15 protein-coding genes are annotated in these 16,495 nt (G+C 60.2%); 10 read left to right on the forward strand and 5 right to left on the reverse strand.

What is annotated here, in order from left to right:
• Positions 1–51: 51 nt before the first annotated feature.
• Complete coding sequence (locus tag ACLH1U_RS18620; protein ID WP_411299394.1) at positions 52–1,302, reverse strand: chloride channel protein; 1,251 nt, start codon at positions 1,300–1,302, stop codon at positions 52–54.
• Positions 1,303–1,576: 274 nt separating this feature from the next.
• Here ACLH1U_RS18620 and ACLH1U_RS18625 point away from each other — a divergent pair, with 274 nt between their 5' ends.
• Complete coding sequence (locus ACLH1U_RS18625) at positions 1,577–2,194, forward strand: trimeric intracellular cation channel family protein (protein WP_002922654.1); 618 nt, start codon at positions 1,577–1,579, stop codon at positions 2,192–2,194.
• Positions 2,195–2,199: 5 nt separating this feature from the next.
• On the opposite strand, the gene ligB is transcribed toward ACLH1U_RS18625, so the two are convergent.
• Positions 2,200–3,879, reverse strand: coding sequence for an NAD-dependent DNA ligase LigB (gene ligB, locus ACLH1U_RS18630; protein ID WP_306764884.1), 1,680 nt, complete (start codon positions 3,877–3,879; stop codon positions 2,200–2,202).
• Between the two features lie 258 nt (positions 3,880–4,137).
• Between ligB and gmk the strand changes: the two genes are divergently transcribed.
• The 7 genes from gmk to fpr all read left to right on the forward strand — a co-directional run bounded on the left by gmk (position 4,138) and on the right by fpr (position 12,126).
• Positions 4,138–4,761, forward strand: coding sequence for a guanylate kinase (gene gmk, locus ACLH1U_RS18635; protein WP_002922664.1), 624 nt, complete (start codon positions 4,138–4,140; stop codon positions 4,759–4,761).
• A gap of 54 nt (positions 4,762–4,815) precedes the next feature.
• Positions 4,816–5,091: a DNA-directed RNA polymerase subunit omega gene (gene rpoZ, locus ACLH1U_RS18640; protein ID WP_000135058.1), complete on the forward strand. Its 276-nt coding sequence runs from the start codon at positions 4,816–4,818 to the stop codon at positions 5,089–5,091.
• Between the two features lie 18 nt (positions 5,092–5,109).
• A complete protein-coding gene (gene spoT, locus ACLH1U_RS18645) occupies positions 5,110–7,230 on the forward strand; it encodes a bifunctional GTP diphosphokinase/guanosine-3',5'-bis pyrophosphate 3'-pyrophosphohydrolase (RefSeq protein WP_004205080.1) in 2,121 nt (706 codons plus the stop codon).
• 163 nt (positions 7,231–7,393) lie between these two features.
• Complete coding sequence (gene trmH, locus ACLH1U_RS18650) at positions 7,394–8,083, forward strand: tRNA (guanosine(18)-2'-O)-methyltransferase TrmH (RefSeq protein WP_017900060.1); 690 nt, start codon at positions 7,394–7,396, stop codon at positions 8,081–8,083.
• Between the two features lie 5 nt (positions 8,084–8,088).
• The gene (gene recG, locus ACLH1U_RS18655; RefSeq protein WP_023291375.1) at positions 8,089–10,170 is read left to right on the forward strand and encodes an ATP-dependent DNA helicase RecG; all 2,082 of its coding nucleotides are present in this window, start codon (positions 8,089–8,091) and stop codon (positions 10,168–10,170) included.
• A gap of 48 nt (positions 10,171–10,218) precedes the next feature.
• Positions 10,219–11,229 (forward strand): class II fructose-bisphosphatase, encoded by a 1,011-nt coding sequence (glpX, locus tag ACLH1U_RS18660; RefSeq protein ID WP_023291376.1) that lies wholly within the window; start codon positions 10,219–10,221, stop codon positions 11,227–11,229.
• Positions 11,230–11,379: 150 nt separating this feature from the next.
• On the forward strand, positions 11,380–12,126 hold the full coding sequence (fpr, locus tag ACLH1U_RS18665) for a ferredoxin--NADP(+) reductase (RefSeq protein WP_048298571.1): 747 nt from the start codon (positions 11,380–11,382) through the stop codon (positions 12,124–12,126).
• Here the strand turns inward: fpr and ACLH1U_RS18670 are convergent, their stop codons facing one another.
• Entirely contained in the window at positions 12,127–12,555 is a 429-nt protein-coding gene (locus ACLH1U_RS18670; RefSeq protein ID WP_004173894.1) for a DUF805 domain-containing protein, read from the reverse strand.
• Between the two features lie 112 nt (positions 12,556–12,667).
• Here ACLH1U_RS18670 and ACLH1U_RS18675 point away from each other — a divergent pair, with 112 nt between their 5' ends.
• Together ACLH1U_RS18675 and tpiA are read left to right on the forward strand one after the other, a co-directional pair.
• Positions 12,668–13,267 carry a YiiQ family protein gene (locus ACLH1U_RS18675; protein ID WP_023291378.1) on the forward strand — a complete coding sequence of 200 codons (600 nt, stop codon included), beginning with the start codon at positions 12,668–12,670 and terminating at the stop codon, positions 13,265–13,267.
• A 109-nt stretch (positions 13,268–13,376) separates the two neighbouring features.
• The gene (tpiA, locus tag ACLH1U_RS18680) at positions 13,377–14,144 is read left to right on the forward strand and encodes a triose-phosphate isomerase (protein WP_002922909.1); all 768 of its coding nucleotides are present in this window, start codon (positions 13,377–13,379) and stop codon (positions 14,142–14,144) included.
• Positions 14,145–14,235: 91 nt separating this feature from the next.
• On the opposite strand, the gene ACLH1U_RS18685 is transcribed toward tpiA, so the two are convergent.
• Both ACLH1U_RS18685 and ACLH1U_RS18690 read right to left on the reverse strand, forming a co-directional pair.
• Entirely contained in the window at positions 14,236–15,540 is a 1,305-nt protein-coding gene (locus tag ACLH1U_RS18685) for an SLC13 family permease (RefSeq protein ID WP_023291379.1), read from the reverse strand.
• Between the two features lie 64 nt (positions 15,541–15,604).
• On the reverse strand, positions 15,605–16,375 hold the full coding sequence (locus tag ACLH1U_RS18690) for a CDP-diacylglycerol diphosphatase (RefSeq protein WP_072199002.1): 771 nt from the start codon (positions 16,373–16,375) through the stop codon (positions 15,605–15,607).
• Positions 16,376–16,495 lie beyond the last annotated feature (120 nt).

The raw sequence follows: 16,495 nt of genomic DNA on the forward strand, positions 1-16,495 counted from the left end.
TACCTTTCTGAAGGCCGGTTTACCGGCCTTTTTTCATTCATTTCAAAAGCACTATTTTTTATCCAGTACCCGGCAGGTCAAAAACGCCCCTGCCGCGCACAGCAGCGTCGGGGCCAGATAGCTGTGATCCATGTGGGTGAACTCCATCACCAGCACCACCGCCGTCAGCGGCATCTGCATGGAGGCGGCGAGAAAAGCGGCTGCCCCCACCAGGGCGAAACTGCTTTCATCTCCGCCAGGGAACCCTGATTGCCAGAGCGCGCAGTGCAGCAGGCTGGCCAGCCCGCCCACCGCCAGCCCCGGGGTTAACAACCCGCCTTCCGCGCCGCCGCGCAACACCGCCAGGATCACCACCAGCTTCAGCCCTAACAGGATCGCGACCATGGAGTGAGGCAGCCCGTCGCTGAGCGCCAGCTGCATCGGCCCCTTGCCATTGCCCGGTAGCGCAGGGAACCAGAGGCTAAGGACGGCCAGAAGCGAAAACGCCAGCAGACAGAACACCGGCATCTGCCAGTTACTTCGCACGCGTGAACGCGCTGCGCTGGTCGCTTTGCGAAAGAGCCAGGCGCCGGCGCCAAGAATCGGGCCCGCCAGAATCGCCCACCAGAGAAAGGTGTGCGGAAGCGCGCTGGAAACAAAATGGTATTGCGATTCATCCCCTAACCCGAGGGTGGCCGTCCAGGCGGCAATCGCCGAGGTCATTATCGCCGCCAGCGTTTTTTCCCAGCTAAACGACAGCAGCATGACCTCGAGGGTGAACAACGCCCCTGCCAGCGGGACGTTATACACCGCCGCCAGGCCCGCGCCCGCCCCACAGGCAATCAGCGTACGGGTTTCATCCTCCAGCAGGCGCAGCTTACGCGCCACCATCCCCGCTCCCAGCGCGCCCATTTCCCGAGGAGCCACTTCGCGGCCAAGCGGGGACCCCAGCGCGACGGTGACGATCTGCAGCAGAGCGTGGATCGTCGTGGTGCCTGCGGGCATGGGGACGGAAGGGTTAGCCACCGCCGCGGCAATGGAAACCCGCTTCTGCCCATAGCGACCAAGCAGCCACCAGCCAAATCCGGCGACGATGCCGCCGGCCACGATTGCCGCGATGCGACGTGGCCAGGGCGACGCCGTGACACCCTGTAAAAATGATACCGAACCGACGATATGCGCTGGACTGTAGCCAAAAGCCAGGTGCTGAATGGCATGTAAAATCAGCGCCAGCGCCATACCGGACAGACCGGCCAGAATCCCGGTTAATACCACGGCCATCAGGCGAGTCAGAGAATGTTTGTTCCCGGCGGCGACACGCATTTCTCATCTCCTCGAGAAAGAAAATAAAAGGATAAAGGTCGGGACTTAAACATTAGGTATTCTTAGCGTTTTCAATATAGATAACCGATCGGGAATAAAACATTACTTTTTCTAATCTGTAAAAATTCAAAAAATAATACTTAACCGCCAAATAAAGCCAATTTAAGCCATGTTGTCATTACTTTTTACTGGCCTAACGACTTCACTTTAGAAAATATCAATCGTGATCCTGCGCACAAATCGTTAACCTGCCGGCCACTGTCTGGGGGGATCTATGCTGCTTCATGTTCTGTATTTAATCGGTATCACCGCGGAAGCCATGACCGGAGCGCTGGCTGCCGGTCGTCGGCGGATGGATACGTTTGGCGTCATTATTATCGCCACCGCGACCGCGCTGGGCGGGGGTTCTGTTCGCGATATCCTGCTGGGACACTATCCTCTCGGCTGGGTGAAGCATCCGGAATACGTCATCATTGTCGCCGTCGCCGCCGTCCTTACCACAATTGCCGCCCCGGTAATGCCGCACCTTCGCCGGCTTTTCCTGGTGCTGGATGCGCTGGGGCTGATCGTGTTTTCCATCATCGGCGCGCAGATCGCCCTGGATATGGGCGAAGGCCCGGTTATCGCCTCTATTGCTGCGGTCATCACCGGCGTTTTCGGCGGCGTACTGCGCGATATGTTCTGCAAGCGCATTCCGCTGGTCTTCCAGAAAGAGCTGTATGCCGGGATCTCGTTTGCCGCAGCGGTACTCTATATAGCGCTGCAACACTACGTCAGCAGCCACGATGTGGTGGTCCTGGCCACGCTGCTGTTCGGCTTTACCGCCCGCATGCTGGCGCTGCGCTGGAAGCTCGGGCTACCGGTCTTCCACTACACCCACGACGCCCACTAACCGCCTTAAAACCCGGGGATGCGCTGCCTGCTAAGCCATTGCGCCAGCGCCGCCACGTCAGGGTCATGCAGGAAAGCCACTAACTGTCGGGCTCTGATCGCCCCCACGCCCGGCAGCGTGCGCCATTGCGCTTCACTCTTTGCCGTGAGGAGGCGCCAGTTTTCACTGCCAGGCTGCGCCAGCGCCCCCTGGGGCACCGGGATCCCCATCGCCAGCACCCAGCGTATAAAAGGCCGTTTACGAATAAGATCAAACTGATGCCAGAGGTGCTGCCCGCGGGCAGCCGAGATCCCCGGCATCGCCTGCAGCTGCTCCGGCGTGAGCGCCAGCCAGGAAAAAAGATGCTCCATCGGGTGCTGCTGCTGAATAACGCGCCATACGCTTTCCCCTACGCCATCGATATCCAGCGCCGACTTTGATGACAACCAGACCAACCGGGAAAGAAACTGTTCGCTGCACTCGGGGGTGGCGAAATAGCAGGTTAGCGCATTGAATTTCGCCGCCGGCGGCGTCGGTTTATGGCGCTCGACCGTCCGCCAGACAACAGCGTCGATCCGTGGAATACCCTGGCCAGCCAGACTGATCTGCAGCTGATCGCCAACCCCAATATCCAGCGCCTGCCAGCGGCTCACAGAGCCAACGTTAACCCGCTGCACGCGTTTGTCATCCAGCCGCTGGGGCTCAAGCTCAGCCACTACGTTGAGTCTGCCGCTGCGGCCAGTACTGAAATGGATCGCCCGCACCTCCATCACCCGCGATGCCGGAGGATATTTCCAGGCTGCCAGCCACTCGCCCCTTCCCGGTGACCAGACGCGCCCCGAAGGTTCGCGTCCTTCACGCACAATCACGCCATCGCTGACGAAGGGGAGCGGCGAGCGATACCAGCGCTGGCGCCACTCCGCCACCTGCTCAACGCGCGTTATCGAATGGGTGTATTGTCCGCTGTAGCCGAACCCCGCCTGCGCCAGCAGCTGCTGCCGACGGCGCATATCCGAGGGACCGTCTGGCCAGGCCCAGATAAAAACGTCCAGCTGGCTGAGCGGCGCCGCCGCCGCGTCAGCCCGCATCATCAACCCGGCGACTTTCGCCCGCGCGTTCATTCCGCCAGCCTGCTCCTGAATATGCCCCTCCCGACGCAGAAATAGCTCCCCCTGCAGCACGCTGTTGGCCAGTTCGCCGGTCGTCTGCTTCGCCAGCGCCGGGATCTGCCGCGCTCGGGCGGTCCACAACTCACCGCGCAGGCCATCCCCGCGGCTAATAGCCTGAACCAGATGCCCCTGGCGATAGACCAGGGTGACCGCCACGCCGTCCACTTTAGGCTGTACCCACAGGTCGGCTTTATTTTTCATCCAGCGGGCCACGCTGGCCCCATCCGCCAGCTTGCGCACGCCAGTATGGGCGACCGGATGACGCGTATCGCCGGTCGGCGGAGGCAGATCGTCATCCTCCGGCGTCGCGCCCGGAAAGCATTGCCGCCACTGCGCCAGGCGCAGGGTGAGCTGGTCGTAAACGTCATCGCTCACCTCGCTGGCGCCCTGTCGCCAGTAAGCCTCGTTCCAGGCGTCAATCTGCTGATGTAGACGTGCGATCTCCTGTCTGCCTTTGGCCGGCGGCCAGTCCGGACACGTCGCCAGCGCGCTGGCGGAGAACATCCCTATCGCCAGCCACCCTCCTCCTTTACGCATTGCTGTCCCCTCCTTCATCACCTGGCGGAGAGTCTGCGGCAGAATGCCGGAAACCGCGACGGGCGCTTTTTCACCCTGCGAAGCGCCTTCCAGGATTTACACCTCGTTGCAGCAACGGCTGGCGAATTCAGGAAAACGGCAGGCAAAATGAAAGAAACAGCGGCAAAAAGTGTGACAAGGACTGCGTCACGCCGCGGCGACGTGTATAATAGGCTCGTATGTAGGACCTCTTTCGATAACCACATACAAAAGACACTCATGGCTCAAGGCACGCTTTATATTGTTTCCGCCCCTAGCGGCGCGGGTAAATCCAGCCTGATTCAGGCTTTATTAAAAACCCAACCGTTGTATGACACCCAGGTATCGGTTTCCCATACCACGCGGGCGCCGCGTCCGGGTGAAGTGCACGGCGAACATTATTTCTTCGTGAATCACGACGAATTCCGCTCGATGATTGGCGAAAACGCGTTTCTGGAACATGCAGAGGTCTTTGGCAACTATTACGGCACGTCGCGTAAAGCGATCGAGCAGGTGCTGGCGACCGGCGTTGATGTCTTCCTCGATATCGACTGGCAGGGCGCGCAGCAGATCCGTAAAAGCATGCCTGGCGCACGCAGCATTTTTATTCTGCCGCCGTCAAAAGATGAACTGGACCGTCGCCTGCGCGGCCGCGGCCAGGACAGCGAAGAGGTGATCGCGAAGCGAATGGCCCAGGCCGTTGCGGAAATGAGCCATTACGCCGAATATGATTACCTGATTGTGAACGATGATTTTGACACCGCCCTGAGCGACCTGAAAAATATCATCCGCGCTGAACGTCTGCGCATGAGCCGCCAAAAGCAGCGACATGGCGCTTTAATCACCAAACTATTGGCAGACTGAACCCACATTCAGTATCATGCCCAGTCATTTCTTCACCTGTGGAGCATTTTAAGTATGGCACGCGTAACTGTTCAGGACGCTGTAGAGAAAATTGGTAACCGTTTTGACCTGGTACTGGTCGCCGCGCGTCGCGCTCGTCAGATGCAGGTAGGCGGAAAGGATCCGCTGGTACCGGAAGAAAACGATAAAACCACCGTAATCGCACTGCGCGAAATCGAAGAAGGTCTGATCAACAACCAGATCCTCGACGTACGTGAGCGCCAGGAACAGCAAGAGCAGGAAGCCGCTGAATTACAAGCCGTTACCGCGATTGCTGAAGGTCGTCGTTAATCACACAGCGGGTCGCCCTTGTATCTGTTTGAAAGCCTGAATCAGCTGATTCAAAACTACCTGCCGGAAGACCAGATCAAACGTCTGCGGCAGGCGTATCTCGTTGCACGTGACGCTCACGAGGGTCAGACACGTTCAAGCGGTGAACCTTATATCACGCACCCGGTCGCGGTAGCCTGTATTCTGGCCGAGATGAAACTCGACTACGAAACGCTGATGGCCGCGCTGCTGCATGATGTGATTGAAGATACTCCCGCCACCTACCAGGACATGGAACAGCTTTTTGGTAAAAGCGTCGCCGAACTGGTAGAGGGGGTATCGAAACTTGATAAGCTCAAGTTCCGCGATAAGAAAGAGGCACAGGCCGAAAACTTTCGCAAAATGATCATGGCGATGGTGCAGGACATCCGCGTCATCCTCATCAAGCTTGCCGACCGCACCCACAACATGCGTACCCTGGGCTCGCTACGCCCGGATAAACGCCGCCGCATCGCCCGCGAAACGCTGGAAATCTACAGCCCTCTGGCGCACCGTTTAGGTATCCATCACATCAAAACCGAGCTCGAAGAGCTGGGCTTTGAGGCGCTGTACCCGAACCGCTACCGCGTCATTAAAGAGGTGGTCAAAGCGGCGCGCGGCAACCGTAAAGAGATGATCCAAAAGATTCTCTCGGAAATCGAAGGGCGTTTGCAGGAAGCGGGGATCCCCTGCCGCGTTAGCGGTCGCGAAAAGCATCTGTACTCGATCTACTGCAAAATGGTGCTTAAAGAGCAGCGTTTTCACTCGATCATGGATATCTACGCCTTCCGCGTTATCGTCCATGATGCCGATGTCTGCTACCGCGTGCTTGGCCAGATGCACAGCCTCTATAAACCGCGTCCAGGTCGTTTCAAAGATTACATCGCTATTCCGAAAGCGAACGGCTATCAGTCTTTGCACACCTCGATGATCGGCCCCCACGGCGTCCCGGTCGAGGTACAAATTCGTACCGAAGACATGGACCAGATGGCGGAGATGGGGGTCGCGGCGCACTGGGCTTATAAAGAGCACGGCGGCGAAAGCAGCACCACCGCGCAAATCCGCGCCCAGCGCTGGATGCAGAGCCTGCTGGAGCTGCAGCAGAGCGCCGGCAGCTCGTTTGAATTTATCGAGAGCGTTAAATCCGATCTGTTCCCCGATGAGATTTACGTTTTCACCCCGGAAGGGCGCATTGTCGAACTGCCCGCTGGCGCCACGCCGGTGGACTTCGCCTATGCGGTGCATACCGATATCGGCCATGCCTGCGTCGGCGCGCGCGTCGACCGCCAGCCCTATCCGCTGTCGCAGCCGCTCTCCAGCGGTCAGACTGTCGAAATTATTACCGCGCCGGGCGCACGTCCGAATGCCGCCTGGCTGAACTTTGTCGTCAGCTCGAAGGCGCGCGCCAAGATCCGTCAGCTGCTGAAAAACCTCAAGCGCGATGACTCGGTCAGCCTTGGCCGTCGCCTGCTCAACCACGCGCTGGGCGGTAGCCGCAAACTCGCCGAGATCCCGCCGGAGAATATCCAGCGCGAGCTCGACCGGATGAAGCTGGCCTCGCTTGACGATCTGCTGGCGGAGATCGGTCTGGGCAACGCCATGAGCGTGGTGGTGGCGAAAAACCTGCAGCAGGGCGAAGCCGCTGCGGCGCCGGTGCCGGCCAATGCCTCAAACCACGGCCATCTGCCGATCAAAGGCGCCGATGGCGTGCTGATCACTTTCGCCAAGTGCTGTCGCCCGATCCCCGGTGACCCGATTATCGCCCACGTCAGTCCCGGCAAAGGGCTGGTTATCCATCATGAATCCTGTCGTAACATCCGCGGCTACCAGAAAGAGCCGGAGAAATTTATGGCGGTTGAGTGGGATAAAGAGACCGCTCAGGAGTTCATTACGGAGATCAAGGTGGATATGTTTAACCACCAGGGCGCACTGGCTAACCTGACGGCGGCGATCAACACCGCCTCTTCCAATATCCAGAGCCTGAATACGGAAGAGAAAGATGGCCGCGTATACAGCGCCTTTATCCGCCTGACCGCCCGCGACCGCGTGCATCTGGCGAATATCATGCGCAAAATACGCGTCATGCCGGACGTGATTAAAGTCACCCGTAACCGAAATTAGCTTTTAGACAAAACATTCGAATTGCATCAAAGCGGCAAGCGAATGACAGATCTGCCGGGAGCAGATTTGAACGCTGCCTGCAGCGCCCCCGTCAGGGGCGAGGCCCAGGGATGGGCCGCGTGATCCGCAGCGGCTAAAGAGGTAATTCGAAGGATTAAGAGTAATGAATTCACAGCGTTATGCGCGTATCTGCGAGATGCTCGCCAGGCGTCAGCCTGACCTGACGGTCTGCATGGAGCAGGTCCATAAGCCCCATAACGTCTCTGCGGTCATCCGGACCGCAGACGCCGTTGGCGTACACGAGGTGCACGCGGTCTGGCCGAGCAGCCGGATGCGCACCATGGCCTCCGCCGCCGCGGGCAGCAACAGCTGGGTGCAGGTGAAAACCCACCGTACCATCGCAGATGCCGTCGGCCACCTCAAAGGCCAGGGTATGCAAATCCTCGCCACCCATCTTTCCGACAAAGCCATCGATTTCCGTGAAATCGACTATACGCGCCCAACCTGCATCCTGATGGGTCAGGAGAAAACCGGCATCACTCAGGAAGCGCTGGCCCTGGCGGATCAGGACATTATTATCCCGATGATCGGCATGGTGCAGTCGCTGAACGTCTCCGTCGCCTCGGCGCTGATCCTGTATGAAGCCCAGCGGCAGCGACAGAATGCCGGGATGTACCAACGCGCCAACAGCATGCTGCCGCCGGAAGAGCAACAGCGTCTGCTGTTTGAAGGCGGCTATCCGGTGCTGGCCCGCGTCGCGAGACAAAAAGGGCTGCCTTACCCCCACGTTAACGAGCAGGGCGAAGTGGAAGCCGATGCCGCGTGGTGGGCCACCATGCAGGCTGCGAGGTAAACCCGATGTCAGGCCGCCTGTTAGATGCCGTTCCGCTCAGTTCACTCACCGGCGTCGGGGCTGCGCAGAGCAGCAAGCTGGCGAAGATCGGCCTGCATACGGTACAGGATCTGCTGCTGCACCTGCCTTTGCGCTACGAAGATCGCACCCATCTTTATCCGATAGCCGATCTGCTTCCCGGCGTTTATGCCACCGTGGAAGGCGAAGTGCTCAACAGCAATATCACCTTCGGCGGCCGCCGAATGATGACCTGCCAGATCAGCGACGGCACCGGCATCCTCACCATGCGCTTTTTCAACTTCAACGCGGCGATGAAAAACAGCCTCGCGACCGGTCGACGCGTGCTGGCCTACGGTGAAGCCAAACGCGGGAAGTACGGCGCCGAAATGATCCACCCGGAATATCGCGTCCAGGGCGATATGAGCACCCCGGAGCTGCAGGAGACCCTAACGCCGGTCTATCCGACTACCGAGGGCATTAAGCAGGCGACCCTGCGCAAGCTCACCGATCAGGCGCTCGAACTGCTGGAGACCTGCGCTATCGGCGAACTCCTGCCGCCGGAGCTGGCGCAGGGGATGATGAGCCTGCCGGAGGCGCTGCGCACCCTGCATCGTCCGCCGCCATCGTTATTGCTTAGCGAGCTGGAAAGCGGCAAGCACCCGGCGCAGCAGCGCCTGATTCTGGAAGAGCTGCTGGCGCACAACCTCAGCATGCTGGCGCTGCGGGCAGGCGCCCAGCGCTATCACGCCCTGCCGCTCGGCGCCAACGATACCCTGAAAAATCAGCTGCTGGCCTCCCTGCCCTTTAAGCCCACCGGCGCGCAGGCGCGGGTCACCGCCGAGATCGAGCGCGATATGGCGCTGGACGTGCCAATGATGCGCCTGGTGCAGGGCGACGTCGGCTCCGGTAAAACGCTGGTCGCCGCCCTGGCCGCGTTGCGCGCTATCGCCCACGGCAAACAGGTGGCGCTGATGGCGCCCACCGAACTGCTCGCCGAGCAGCACGCTAATAACTTCCGCAGCTGGTTTGCACCGCTGGGCATTGAAGTCGGCTGGCTGGCGGGCAAACAGAAAGGCAAAGCCCGCCAGGCGCAGCAGGACGCGATCGCCAGCGGCGAGGTGCAGATGATTGTCGGCACCCACGCCATCTTCCAGGAACAGGTGCAGTTTAATGGCCTGGCGCTGGTGATTATCGACGAACAGCACCGCTTCGGCGTACACCAGCGGCTGGCGCTGTGGGAGAAAGGTCAGCAGCAGGGTTTTCATCCGCATCAGCTGATCATGACCGCCACGCCGATCCCGCGCACCCTGGCGATGACCGCCTACGCCGACCTCGATACCTCGGTTATCGACGAGCTGCCGCCGGGCCGAACCCCGGTGACCACCGTCGCTATCCCGGACACCCGGCGCAGCGATATTATCGACCGCGTGCGCAACGCCTGCACCCACGAAGGCCGCCAGGCCTATTGGGTCTGTACCCTCATCGAAGAGTCCGATCTGCTGGAGGCCCAGGCGGCGGAAGCCACCTGGGAGGAGCTCAAGCTGGCGCTGCCGGAGTTGAATATCGGTCTGGTGCACGGGCGGATGAAACCGGCGGAAAAGCAGGCGGTGATGCAGGCTTTCAAGCAGGGCGAAATGCACTTGCTGGTAGCCACGACGGTCATTGAAGTCGGTGTCGACGTGCCGAACTCGAGCCTGATGATTATCGAAAACCCGGAACGTCTGGGTCTGGCGCAGCTGCACCAGCTCAGAGGGCGCGTCGGGCGCGGCGCGGTCGCTTCCCACTGCGTGCTACTCTATAAATCGCCGCTCTCTAAAACGGCGCAGAAGCGTCTGCAGGTGCTACGCGACAGCAACGACGGTTTCGTCATCGCCCAGAAAGACCTTGAAATTCGCGGTCCCGGCGAGCTGCTCGGCACCCGCCAGACCGGCAACGCCGAGTTTAAAGTGGCGGATTTACTGCGCGATCAGGCGATGATCCCCGACGTTCAGCGCATTGCGCGCCACATTCATGAACGCTATCCGCTGCAGGCCCAGGCGCTGATCGAGCGCTGGATGCCGGAAACCGAACGCTATTCCAACGCGTAGCGCGCTTTTGCCGCGCTGCGGGCAATTTTTCTACACAATGAGTGGATTATGAAACGAGAACTGGCCATCGAATTTTCGCGTGTCACCGAAGCCGCCGCGCTGGCGGGCTATAAATGGCTGGGCCGCGGCGATAAAAACTCCGCCGACGGCGCCGCAGTGAACGCCATGCGCATTATGCTTAACCTCGTCAATATCGACGGCACCATCGTCATTGGCGAGGGCGAAATCGATGAAGCGCCGATGCTCTATATCGGCGAAAAAGTGGGCACCGGCAAGGGCGATGCGGTGGATATCGCCGTCGATCCCATCGAAGGCACCCGGATGACGGCGATGGGCCAGGCTAACGCCCTGGCGGTGATGGCGGTCGGCGATAAAGGCTGCTTCCTCAACGCGCCGGATATGTATATGGAAAAGCTGATTGTCGGCCCGGGCGCTAAAGGCGCTATCGACCTCAGTCTGCCGCTGGAAGAGAACCTGCGCAATATCGCCCGCGCGCTGAACAAGCCGCTGGGCGAGCTGACCGTCACCGTGCTGGCGAAACCGCGCCACGACGCGGTGATTGCTCAGCTGCAGCAGCTGGGCGTGCGCGTGTTCGCCATTCCCGATGGCGACGTCGCGGCCTCCATTCTCACCTGCATGCCGGATAGCGAAGTCGACGTGCTGTACGGCATCGGCGGCGCGCCGGAAGGGGTGGTTTCCGCCGCGGTGATCCGCGCGCTCGACGGCGATATGCAGGGCCGCCTGCTGGCTCGTCACCACGTGAAGGGCGACAGCGAAGAGAATCGTCGCATCGGTGAAAACGAGCTGGCGCGCTGCAAAACCATGGGCATCGAAGCGGGTAAAGTGCTGCGCCTTGATGAAATGGCGCGCAGCGATAACGTCGTCTTCTCCGCCACCGGCATCACCAAAGGCGATCTGCTGGACGGCATCACCCGTAAGGGCAATATGGCCACCACCGAGACGCTGCTGATCCGCGGCAAGTCGCGCACCATCCGTCGGATCCAGTCGATTCATTACCTCGACCGTAAAGATCCGGACGTCCAGCAGCACATCCTGTAATACCGCTTTCTCTCCTCCAGGCAACCGTCCGCGGGCGGTTGTCCTGTTCTTCGTTTATATTTGATCAATAGAGCTTTCTTGCGCCTGCGGGGTGGAAATCTTGCCCGTCTGGGCCGAAGATAAAGCATCGCTTGGCAACAGGAGAAGACGATGGCGGACTGGGTTAGCGGCAAAGTGACAAAAGTGGAGTACTGGACGGACGCCTTGTTCAGTTTATACGTGCGGGCGCCGGTTCAGCCGTTTACCGCCGGGCAATTTACCAAGCTCGGGCTGGAAATCGACGGCGAACGCGTGCAGCGCGCCTACTCCTACGTCAACGCTCCCGGCAATCCCGATCTCGAGTTCTATCTGGTCACCGTCCCAGAAGGCAAGCTGAGCCCGCGTCTGGCGGCGCTGAAGCCGGGCGATGAGGTCCAGGTGGTGAGCGAAGCGGCTGGCTTCTTCGTCCTCGAGGAAGTACCGGATTGCGATACCCTGTGGATGCTGGCGACCGGCACCGCGCTTGGGCCTTACCTGTCGATTCTCCAGGAAGGCAAAGATCTTGAGCGTTTTAACCATCTGGTGCTGGTCCATGCCGTGCGCTACGCCGCGGACCTGAGCTATCTGCCGCTGATGCGCGAGCTTGAGCAGCGCTACGCCGGCAAATTACGCATCCAGACGGTGGTCAGTCGCGAAACCGTGGCAGGCTCGCTGACCGGCCGGGTGCCGTTCCTGATTGAAACCGGGGCGCTGGAGGAGGCGGTCGGCCTGCCGATGACCAACGACACCAGCCATGTGATGCTGTGCGGCAACCCGCAGATGGTGCGCGATACCCAACAGCTGTTAAAAGAGACCCGGCAGATGACCAAACATCTGCGTCGCCGGCCGGGCCACATGACGGCGGAGCATTACTGGTAATCAGGCGTCCGCTTTCCAGCGCACGTCCTGGGTCTCCTTGCCGAACTTATTCTCGCCCTGGGTGCCGACAAACGCCCCCAGGTCGATCAGCATCATGACGATAATCAGCGTCGGCACAAAGCGCCCGACGCCCCACTGCCAGACCTGCGGCAGCATCGCCCAGTTCCCCGCCAGCAGCATCCACGCCAAAATCATCAGCAGCGCCCACAGTCCGGATTTGCCGCGATCGTGCAGTCGCTTCACCACCACCGCCGCCGTCGGCCACAGCAGGCAGACGATAATAAACGCCGCCGTCTGCAGATTAAGCAGATTGCTGCCTGCCAGGGTGAACAGAGCGCTCATGGTCACCAGCCAGATGGCAATCCAGATCCAGAAATCGCGGCGGCCAATGCGCCCTTTAATTGAGAATAACCACTGCTGTAGGGTCATGCGTTTTTCCTTATCATCATCGTCTGCGTAGTTTACCCTGGCGTCGTGACTTTTTGACAAGCGCCGCGCTTCCCGATTTAATCGTCAGCAGGCAAAAAAAGGAACGACGGGCATGAAGAAGTGGACAATCTTGTGTTTCAGTGGGCTGATGGGCCTTGCCGTCGGCCCGCACGCGTTGTCCGCAGAAAGCGAATCGACGACCGCTGCCCCCTACCTGCTCGCCGGCGCGCCGAGCTTTGACCTGTCGATCAGCCAGTTCCGGGAAAAATTTAACGCCGATAACCCGAAGCTGCCTCTGAATGAATTCCGTTCCATATCAACCAGCCGCGATCGGGCTAACCTGACCCGCGCCGCCAGCAAGATAAACGAAAATCTCTATGCCTCCACCGCGCTGGAGCGCGGCACGCTGAAGATCAAATCCATGCAGATCACCTGGCTACCGATCCAGGGGCCGGAGCAAAAAGCGGCGAAGGCCAAAGCGCTGGAGTATATGAGCGCCATGATCCGCGCCTTCGTGCCCACCCTTAGCCCGGCGCAGAGCCAGCAAAAACTGCAGAAACTCCTGACCGCCGGCAAAGGCAAACGCTACTTCGCCGACACCGAGGGCGCCGTGCGCTATGTGGTGGCAGATCATGGCGAAAAGGGTCTGACCTTCGCTATTGAACCGATTAAGCTGGCGCTATCTGAAACGCTGGAAGGTAACAATAAATGACAAAAAGCAAAGCCTTTCCAGTGACGAGTCTCTATACTGTTTCACAGACCATGCTGCCCTCTGGGGCGGCTATATTCCTTAATTCGCTTAAGTAGCGTGGAGAATTAAAATGCGACATCCTTTAGTGATGGGTAACTGGAAACTGAACGGCAGCCGCCACATGGTAAACGAACTGGTTGCGAACCTGCGTACCGAGCTGGCTGGCGTAAGCGGCTGTGCAGTTGCCATCGCCCCGCCGGAAATGTATCTGGACCTGGCTAAGCGTGCGGCAGAAGGCAGCCACATCCACCTGGGCGCGCAGAACGTTGACGTGAACCTGTCCGGCGCTTTCACCGGTGAAACCTCCGCCGAAATGCTGAAAGATATCGGCGCGCAGTACATCATCATCGGCCACTCCGAGCGTCGTACCTACCACAAAGAATCCGACGAGCTGATCGCGAAGAAATTCGCCGTGCTGAAAGAGCAGGGTCTGACTCCGGTACTGTGCATCGGTGAAACCGAAGCGGAAAACGAAGCGGGCAAAACGGAAGAAGTTTGCGCGCGTCAGATCGACGCGGTACTGAAAACGCAGGGCGCTGCCGCTTTCGAAGGCGTGGTTATCGCTTACGAACCCGTATGGGCTATCGGTACCGGCAAATCCGCGACCCCGGCTCAGGCTCAGGCGGTGCACAAATTCATCCGTGACCACATTGCTAAAGCTGACGCCAAAATCGCTGAGCAAGTGATCATCCAGTACGGCGGTTCCGTTAACGCTGGCAACGCAGCAGAGCTGTTCACCCAGCCGGACATCGACGGCGCGCTGGTTGGTGGCGCTTCCCTGAAAGCAGACGCTTTCGCGGTGATCGTGAAAGCGGCAGAAGCGGCGAAAAAAGCCTAATCCGCTTTTCCCGGCGGCGACACGCGACCGGGATGACTAATAACTCTCTGAAGCCCGGCTTCGCACAGCGCAAGCCGGGCTTTTTTTGCCGCTACAGTTTCCCCAACAGCTGATACCAGGCGTAGTCCAGCGGCAGCAAAATCAAATAGCTCACCGCCGCCAGCGCCAGACACAGCAGCATCCCCGCCCTCGCCGGGACCTTGCCTAACCCCATCGCGACCACGATCGGCGACGCCTGATACGGCAGCAGCGGCGTGGAATAGCCCAGCACCTGAATCATAATTACGCTCAGCAACGGGAAGCCGGTGGCGTCGGCAAAGCTCTGGGCAAAGGTGGTGTAGAGCGCCGGCACGCCGTTGGCGGTCATAATAAAGTTCAGCGCGCTGGTTATCCCGGTCAGAGCGAGAAAGCTGGTGAAAGGATTGTCTTTATCCAGGGGCATCACTTCCAGCAGCGCATTGCCCACCACGCCGCCAATCCCGGTTTGGGTGACGGTGATCGCCAGCCCCAGAATCCCGGCGACGTAGATGCAGGTGCGCATATTCACGCCGCTGGCAAACTCCTCGCCGCTGATAAAGCCCACCCGCGGCAGCAGCGTTACCACCGCCGCCGCCAGGCCGGTCCACGCTGGGCCAACGCCGTGCCAGCTCTCGGTCACCCACAGCGTGAGGACCACCGCCAGCAGCCACGCCAGACGCTTCTCGTCGCGGCTCATCGCCGGCAGCGGCGCCAGGTCGCGCGGCGGATGCGGCTTACCAGGAAACAGCCAGCAGATTAGCGCCACCAGCGCCGCCCCTTTCAGCCAGCCAAGCACCGGCGTATGCAGCAGTAAATAGGGGACATAATTCAGGTGGATACCGTACGAGCCTTCCGCCGCGCCGCTCATCACCAGATTCGGCACGTTGGCGGGCAGAATGGTCGCCGACAGCTGAAAGGTGCCGAATCCCACCGCCAGCGCCAGGCCGAACCAGCCGCGGCTACCGTCGGCAATGCCCGCCCGGCGGGCCATCGCCGCCACGATCGGCATCAGCAGCGCGATGCGCCCCATGTTGGAAGGCATCACGAACGCCAGGGCGTAGCTCAGGAGTACCACGCTGGCGACCATCCGCGGCCAGGAGTCGGTTAGCCGCGCCGACAACGCCTGCGCCGCCCGGTCCGCCAGCCCGGTTTTACGGATCGCGATGCCGAGCACAAAGCCGCTGAACACCAGCCAGAAGGCCGAGGAGGCAAAGCCGCCAAAGATCACCTCCGGCGGGGCGATTTTCGCCATCATCGCCGCAGCGAAAAACAGCAGCGCGGTGATAAACTCCGGCAGCAGCGACGTCGCCCAGAGCACAATGGTGACGCCGACAATCAGTGAAGGGAGGAACAGCGGGTGGGTAAGCCAGAGCGACATGCCTGTCTCCTGTCGTTTTTTTCAGCAAGAATACGACGACAGGTAAGACAGGTAAACGCCAGAACTAGTGGTTTGCGTTAAGGATGGCGCAGCGATGATCCTGAATCTCTTCCGCCGAGGCCCGGTTCAGGGAGAGCAGGTTACGCTCCGTCGCCAGCAGCACCAGCGAGCCGTCGCTCTGCTGGGCCATCGCCAGCGCGAAGCGTCCCATATGCTGACGCGCCTCCGGCACCTCTTCCGCCAGCATCAGGAATGGGCTGCGCTGGGCCAGCTCCGCCTCCGTCACCCGGCGCGCCAGGTATTCATGGCCCTCAAGCCCACCCGGTAGCGGCAGCCAGCGGCTGCTGATCGCCGCCGCATCCTTATCTAACTGCGCGCGCACATCGGGGCGCAGGCAAGAGATATGAATATGGAAATGGTTTTGCGTGCGTCCGCTGCGCGAGTTGATTGCCAGCGATACCGCGTTATCCGGAACCGGCGCGCCGTGGCGCTGGCTCATGATTTCACGCCCCTGCCAGGCCTGCCAGAAGAAGTTGGGCGTCAGCGGATCCAACAGCAGCGGGCTTTCGGTGCCGTTAATGCGGTAGGTCGGCATCAGCAAATACTGCAGCGGGCCGTTACGGTCTTTAAACAGCACATAGCCGCCCTTGAGGTTCACTTCGGCGCACGGCGACGGGTTTTGCTGCTGTTGCTGATGGGGAACGCACTGCTGCAGAACAATCTTGCGCAACGCGTCCGGGTTGCCAGAGTGCAGCCAGTAGTAGCCGCCGGCCAGCGCCGCGAGGATCGCCACCAGCAGCGCCAGCAAAAAGTATCTTACTCTTCTCATTTTCATTCCCTGTTAAGCCTGAAGCGGAAGAGTAACGTAATTTGATGACTAAATGAAAACAGATGACGGGCGGGGCGCTTTTCCGGATGGCGTCTGGCGCGTTGCCCGGGCTACGCTGGCGGCCTG

This window comes from Klebsiella sp. 1SOBk5mer (assembly GCF_046603115.1).
In the GTDB taxonomy this organism is placed as follows: Bacteria; Pseudomonadota; Gammaproteobacteria; order Enterobacterales; family Enterobacteriaceae; genus Klebsiella; species Klebsiella quasipneumoniae.

Bases quoted from the DNA above. Each gene is read 5' to 3' on its own strand.
- ACLH1U_RS18625 (WP_002922654.1), top strand. From the start codon at position 1,577: ATGCTGCTTCATGTTCTGTATTTAATCGGTATCACCGCGGAAGCCATG.
- trmH (WP_017900060.1), top strand. From the start codon at position 7,394: ATGAATTCACAGCGTTATGCGCGTATCTGCGAGATGCTCGCCAGGCGT.
- ACLH1U_RS18675 (WP_023291378.1), top strand. From the start codon at position 12,668: ATGAAGAAGTGGACAATCTTGTGTTTCAGTGGGCTGATGGGCCTTGCC.
- glpX (WP_023291376.1), top strand. From the start codon at position 10,219: ATGAAACGAGAACTGGCCATCGAATTTTCGCGTGTCACCGAAGCCGCC.
- recG (WP_023291375.1), top strand. From the start codon at position 8,089: ATGTCAGGCCGCCTGTTAGATGCCGTTCCGCTCAGTTCACTCACCGGC.
- ACLH1U_RS18670 (WP_004173894.1), bottom strand. From the start codon at position 12,555: ATGACCCTACAGCAGTGGTTATTCTCAATTAAAGGGCGCATTGGCCGC.
- fpr (WP_048298571.1), top strand. From the start codon at position 11,380: ATGGCGGACTGGGTTAGCGGCAAAGTGACAAAAGTGGAGTACTGGACG.
- ACLH1U_RS18690 (WP_072199002.1), bottom strand. From the start codon at position 16,375: ATGAAAATGAGAAGAGTAAGATACTTTTTGCTGGCGCTGCTGGTGGCG.
- ligB (WP_306764884.1), bottom strand. From the start codon at position 3,879: ATGCGTAAAGGAGGAGGGTGGCTGGCGATAGGGATGTTCTCCGCCAGC.
- rpoZ (WP_000135058.1), top strand. From the start codon at position 4,816: ATGGCACGCGTAACTGTTCAGGACGCTGTAGAGAAAATTGGTAACCGT.
- gmk (WP_002922664.1), top strand. From the start codon at position 4,138: ATGGCTCAAGGCACGCTTTATATTGTTTCCGCCCCTAGCGGCGCGGGT.
- ACLH1U_RS18685 (WP_023291379.1), bottom strand. From the start codon at position 15,540: ATGTCGCTCTGGCTTACCCACCCGCTGTTCCTCCCTTCACTGATTGTC.
- ACLH1U_RS18620 (WP_411299394.1), bottom strand. From the start codon at position 1,302: ATGCGTGTCGCCGCCGGGAACAAACATTCTCTGACTCGCCTGATGGCC.
- tpiA (WP_002922909.1), top strand. From the start codon at position 13,377: ATGCGACATCCTTTAGTGATGGGTAACTGGAAACTGAACGGCAGCCGC.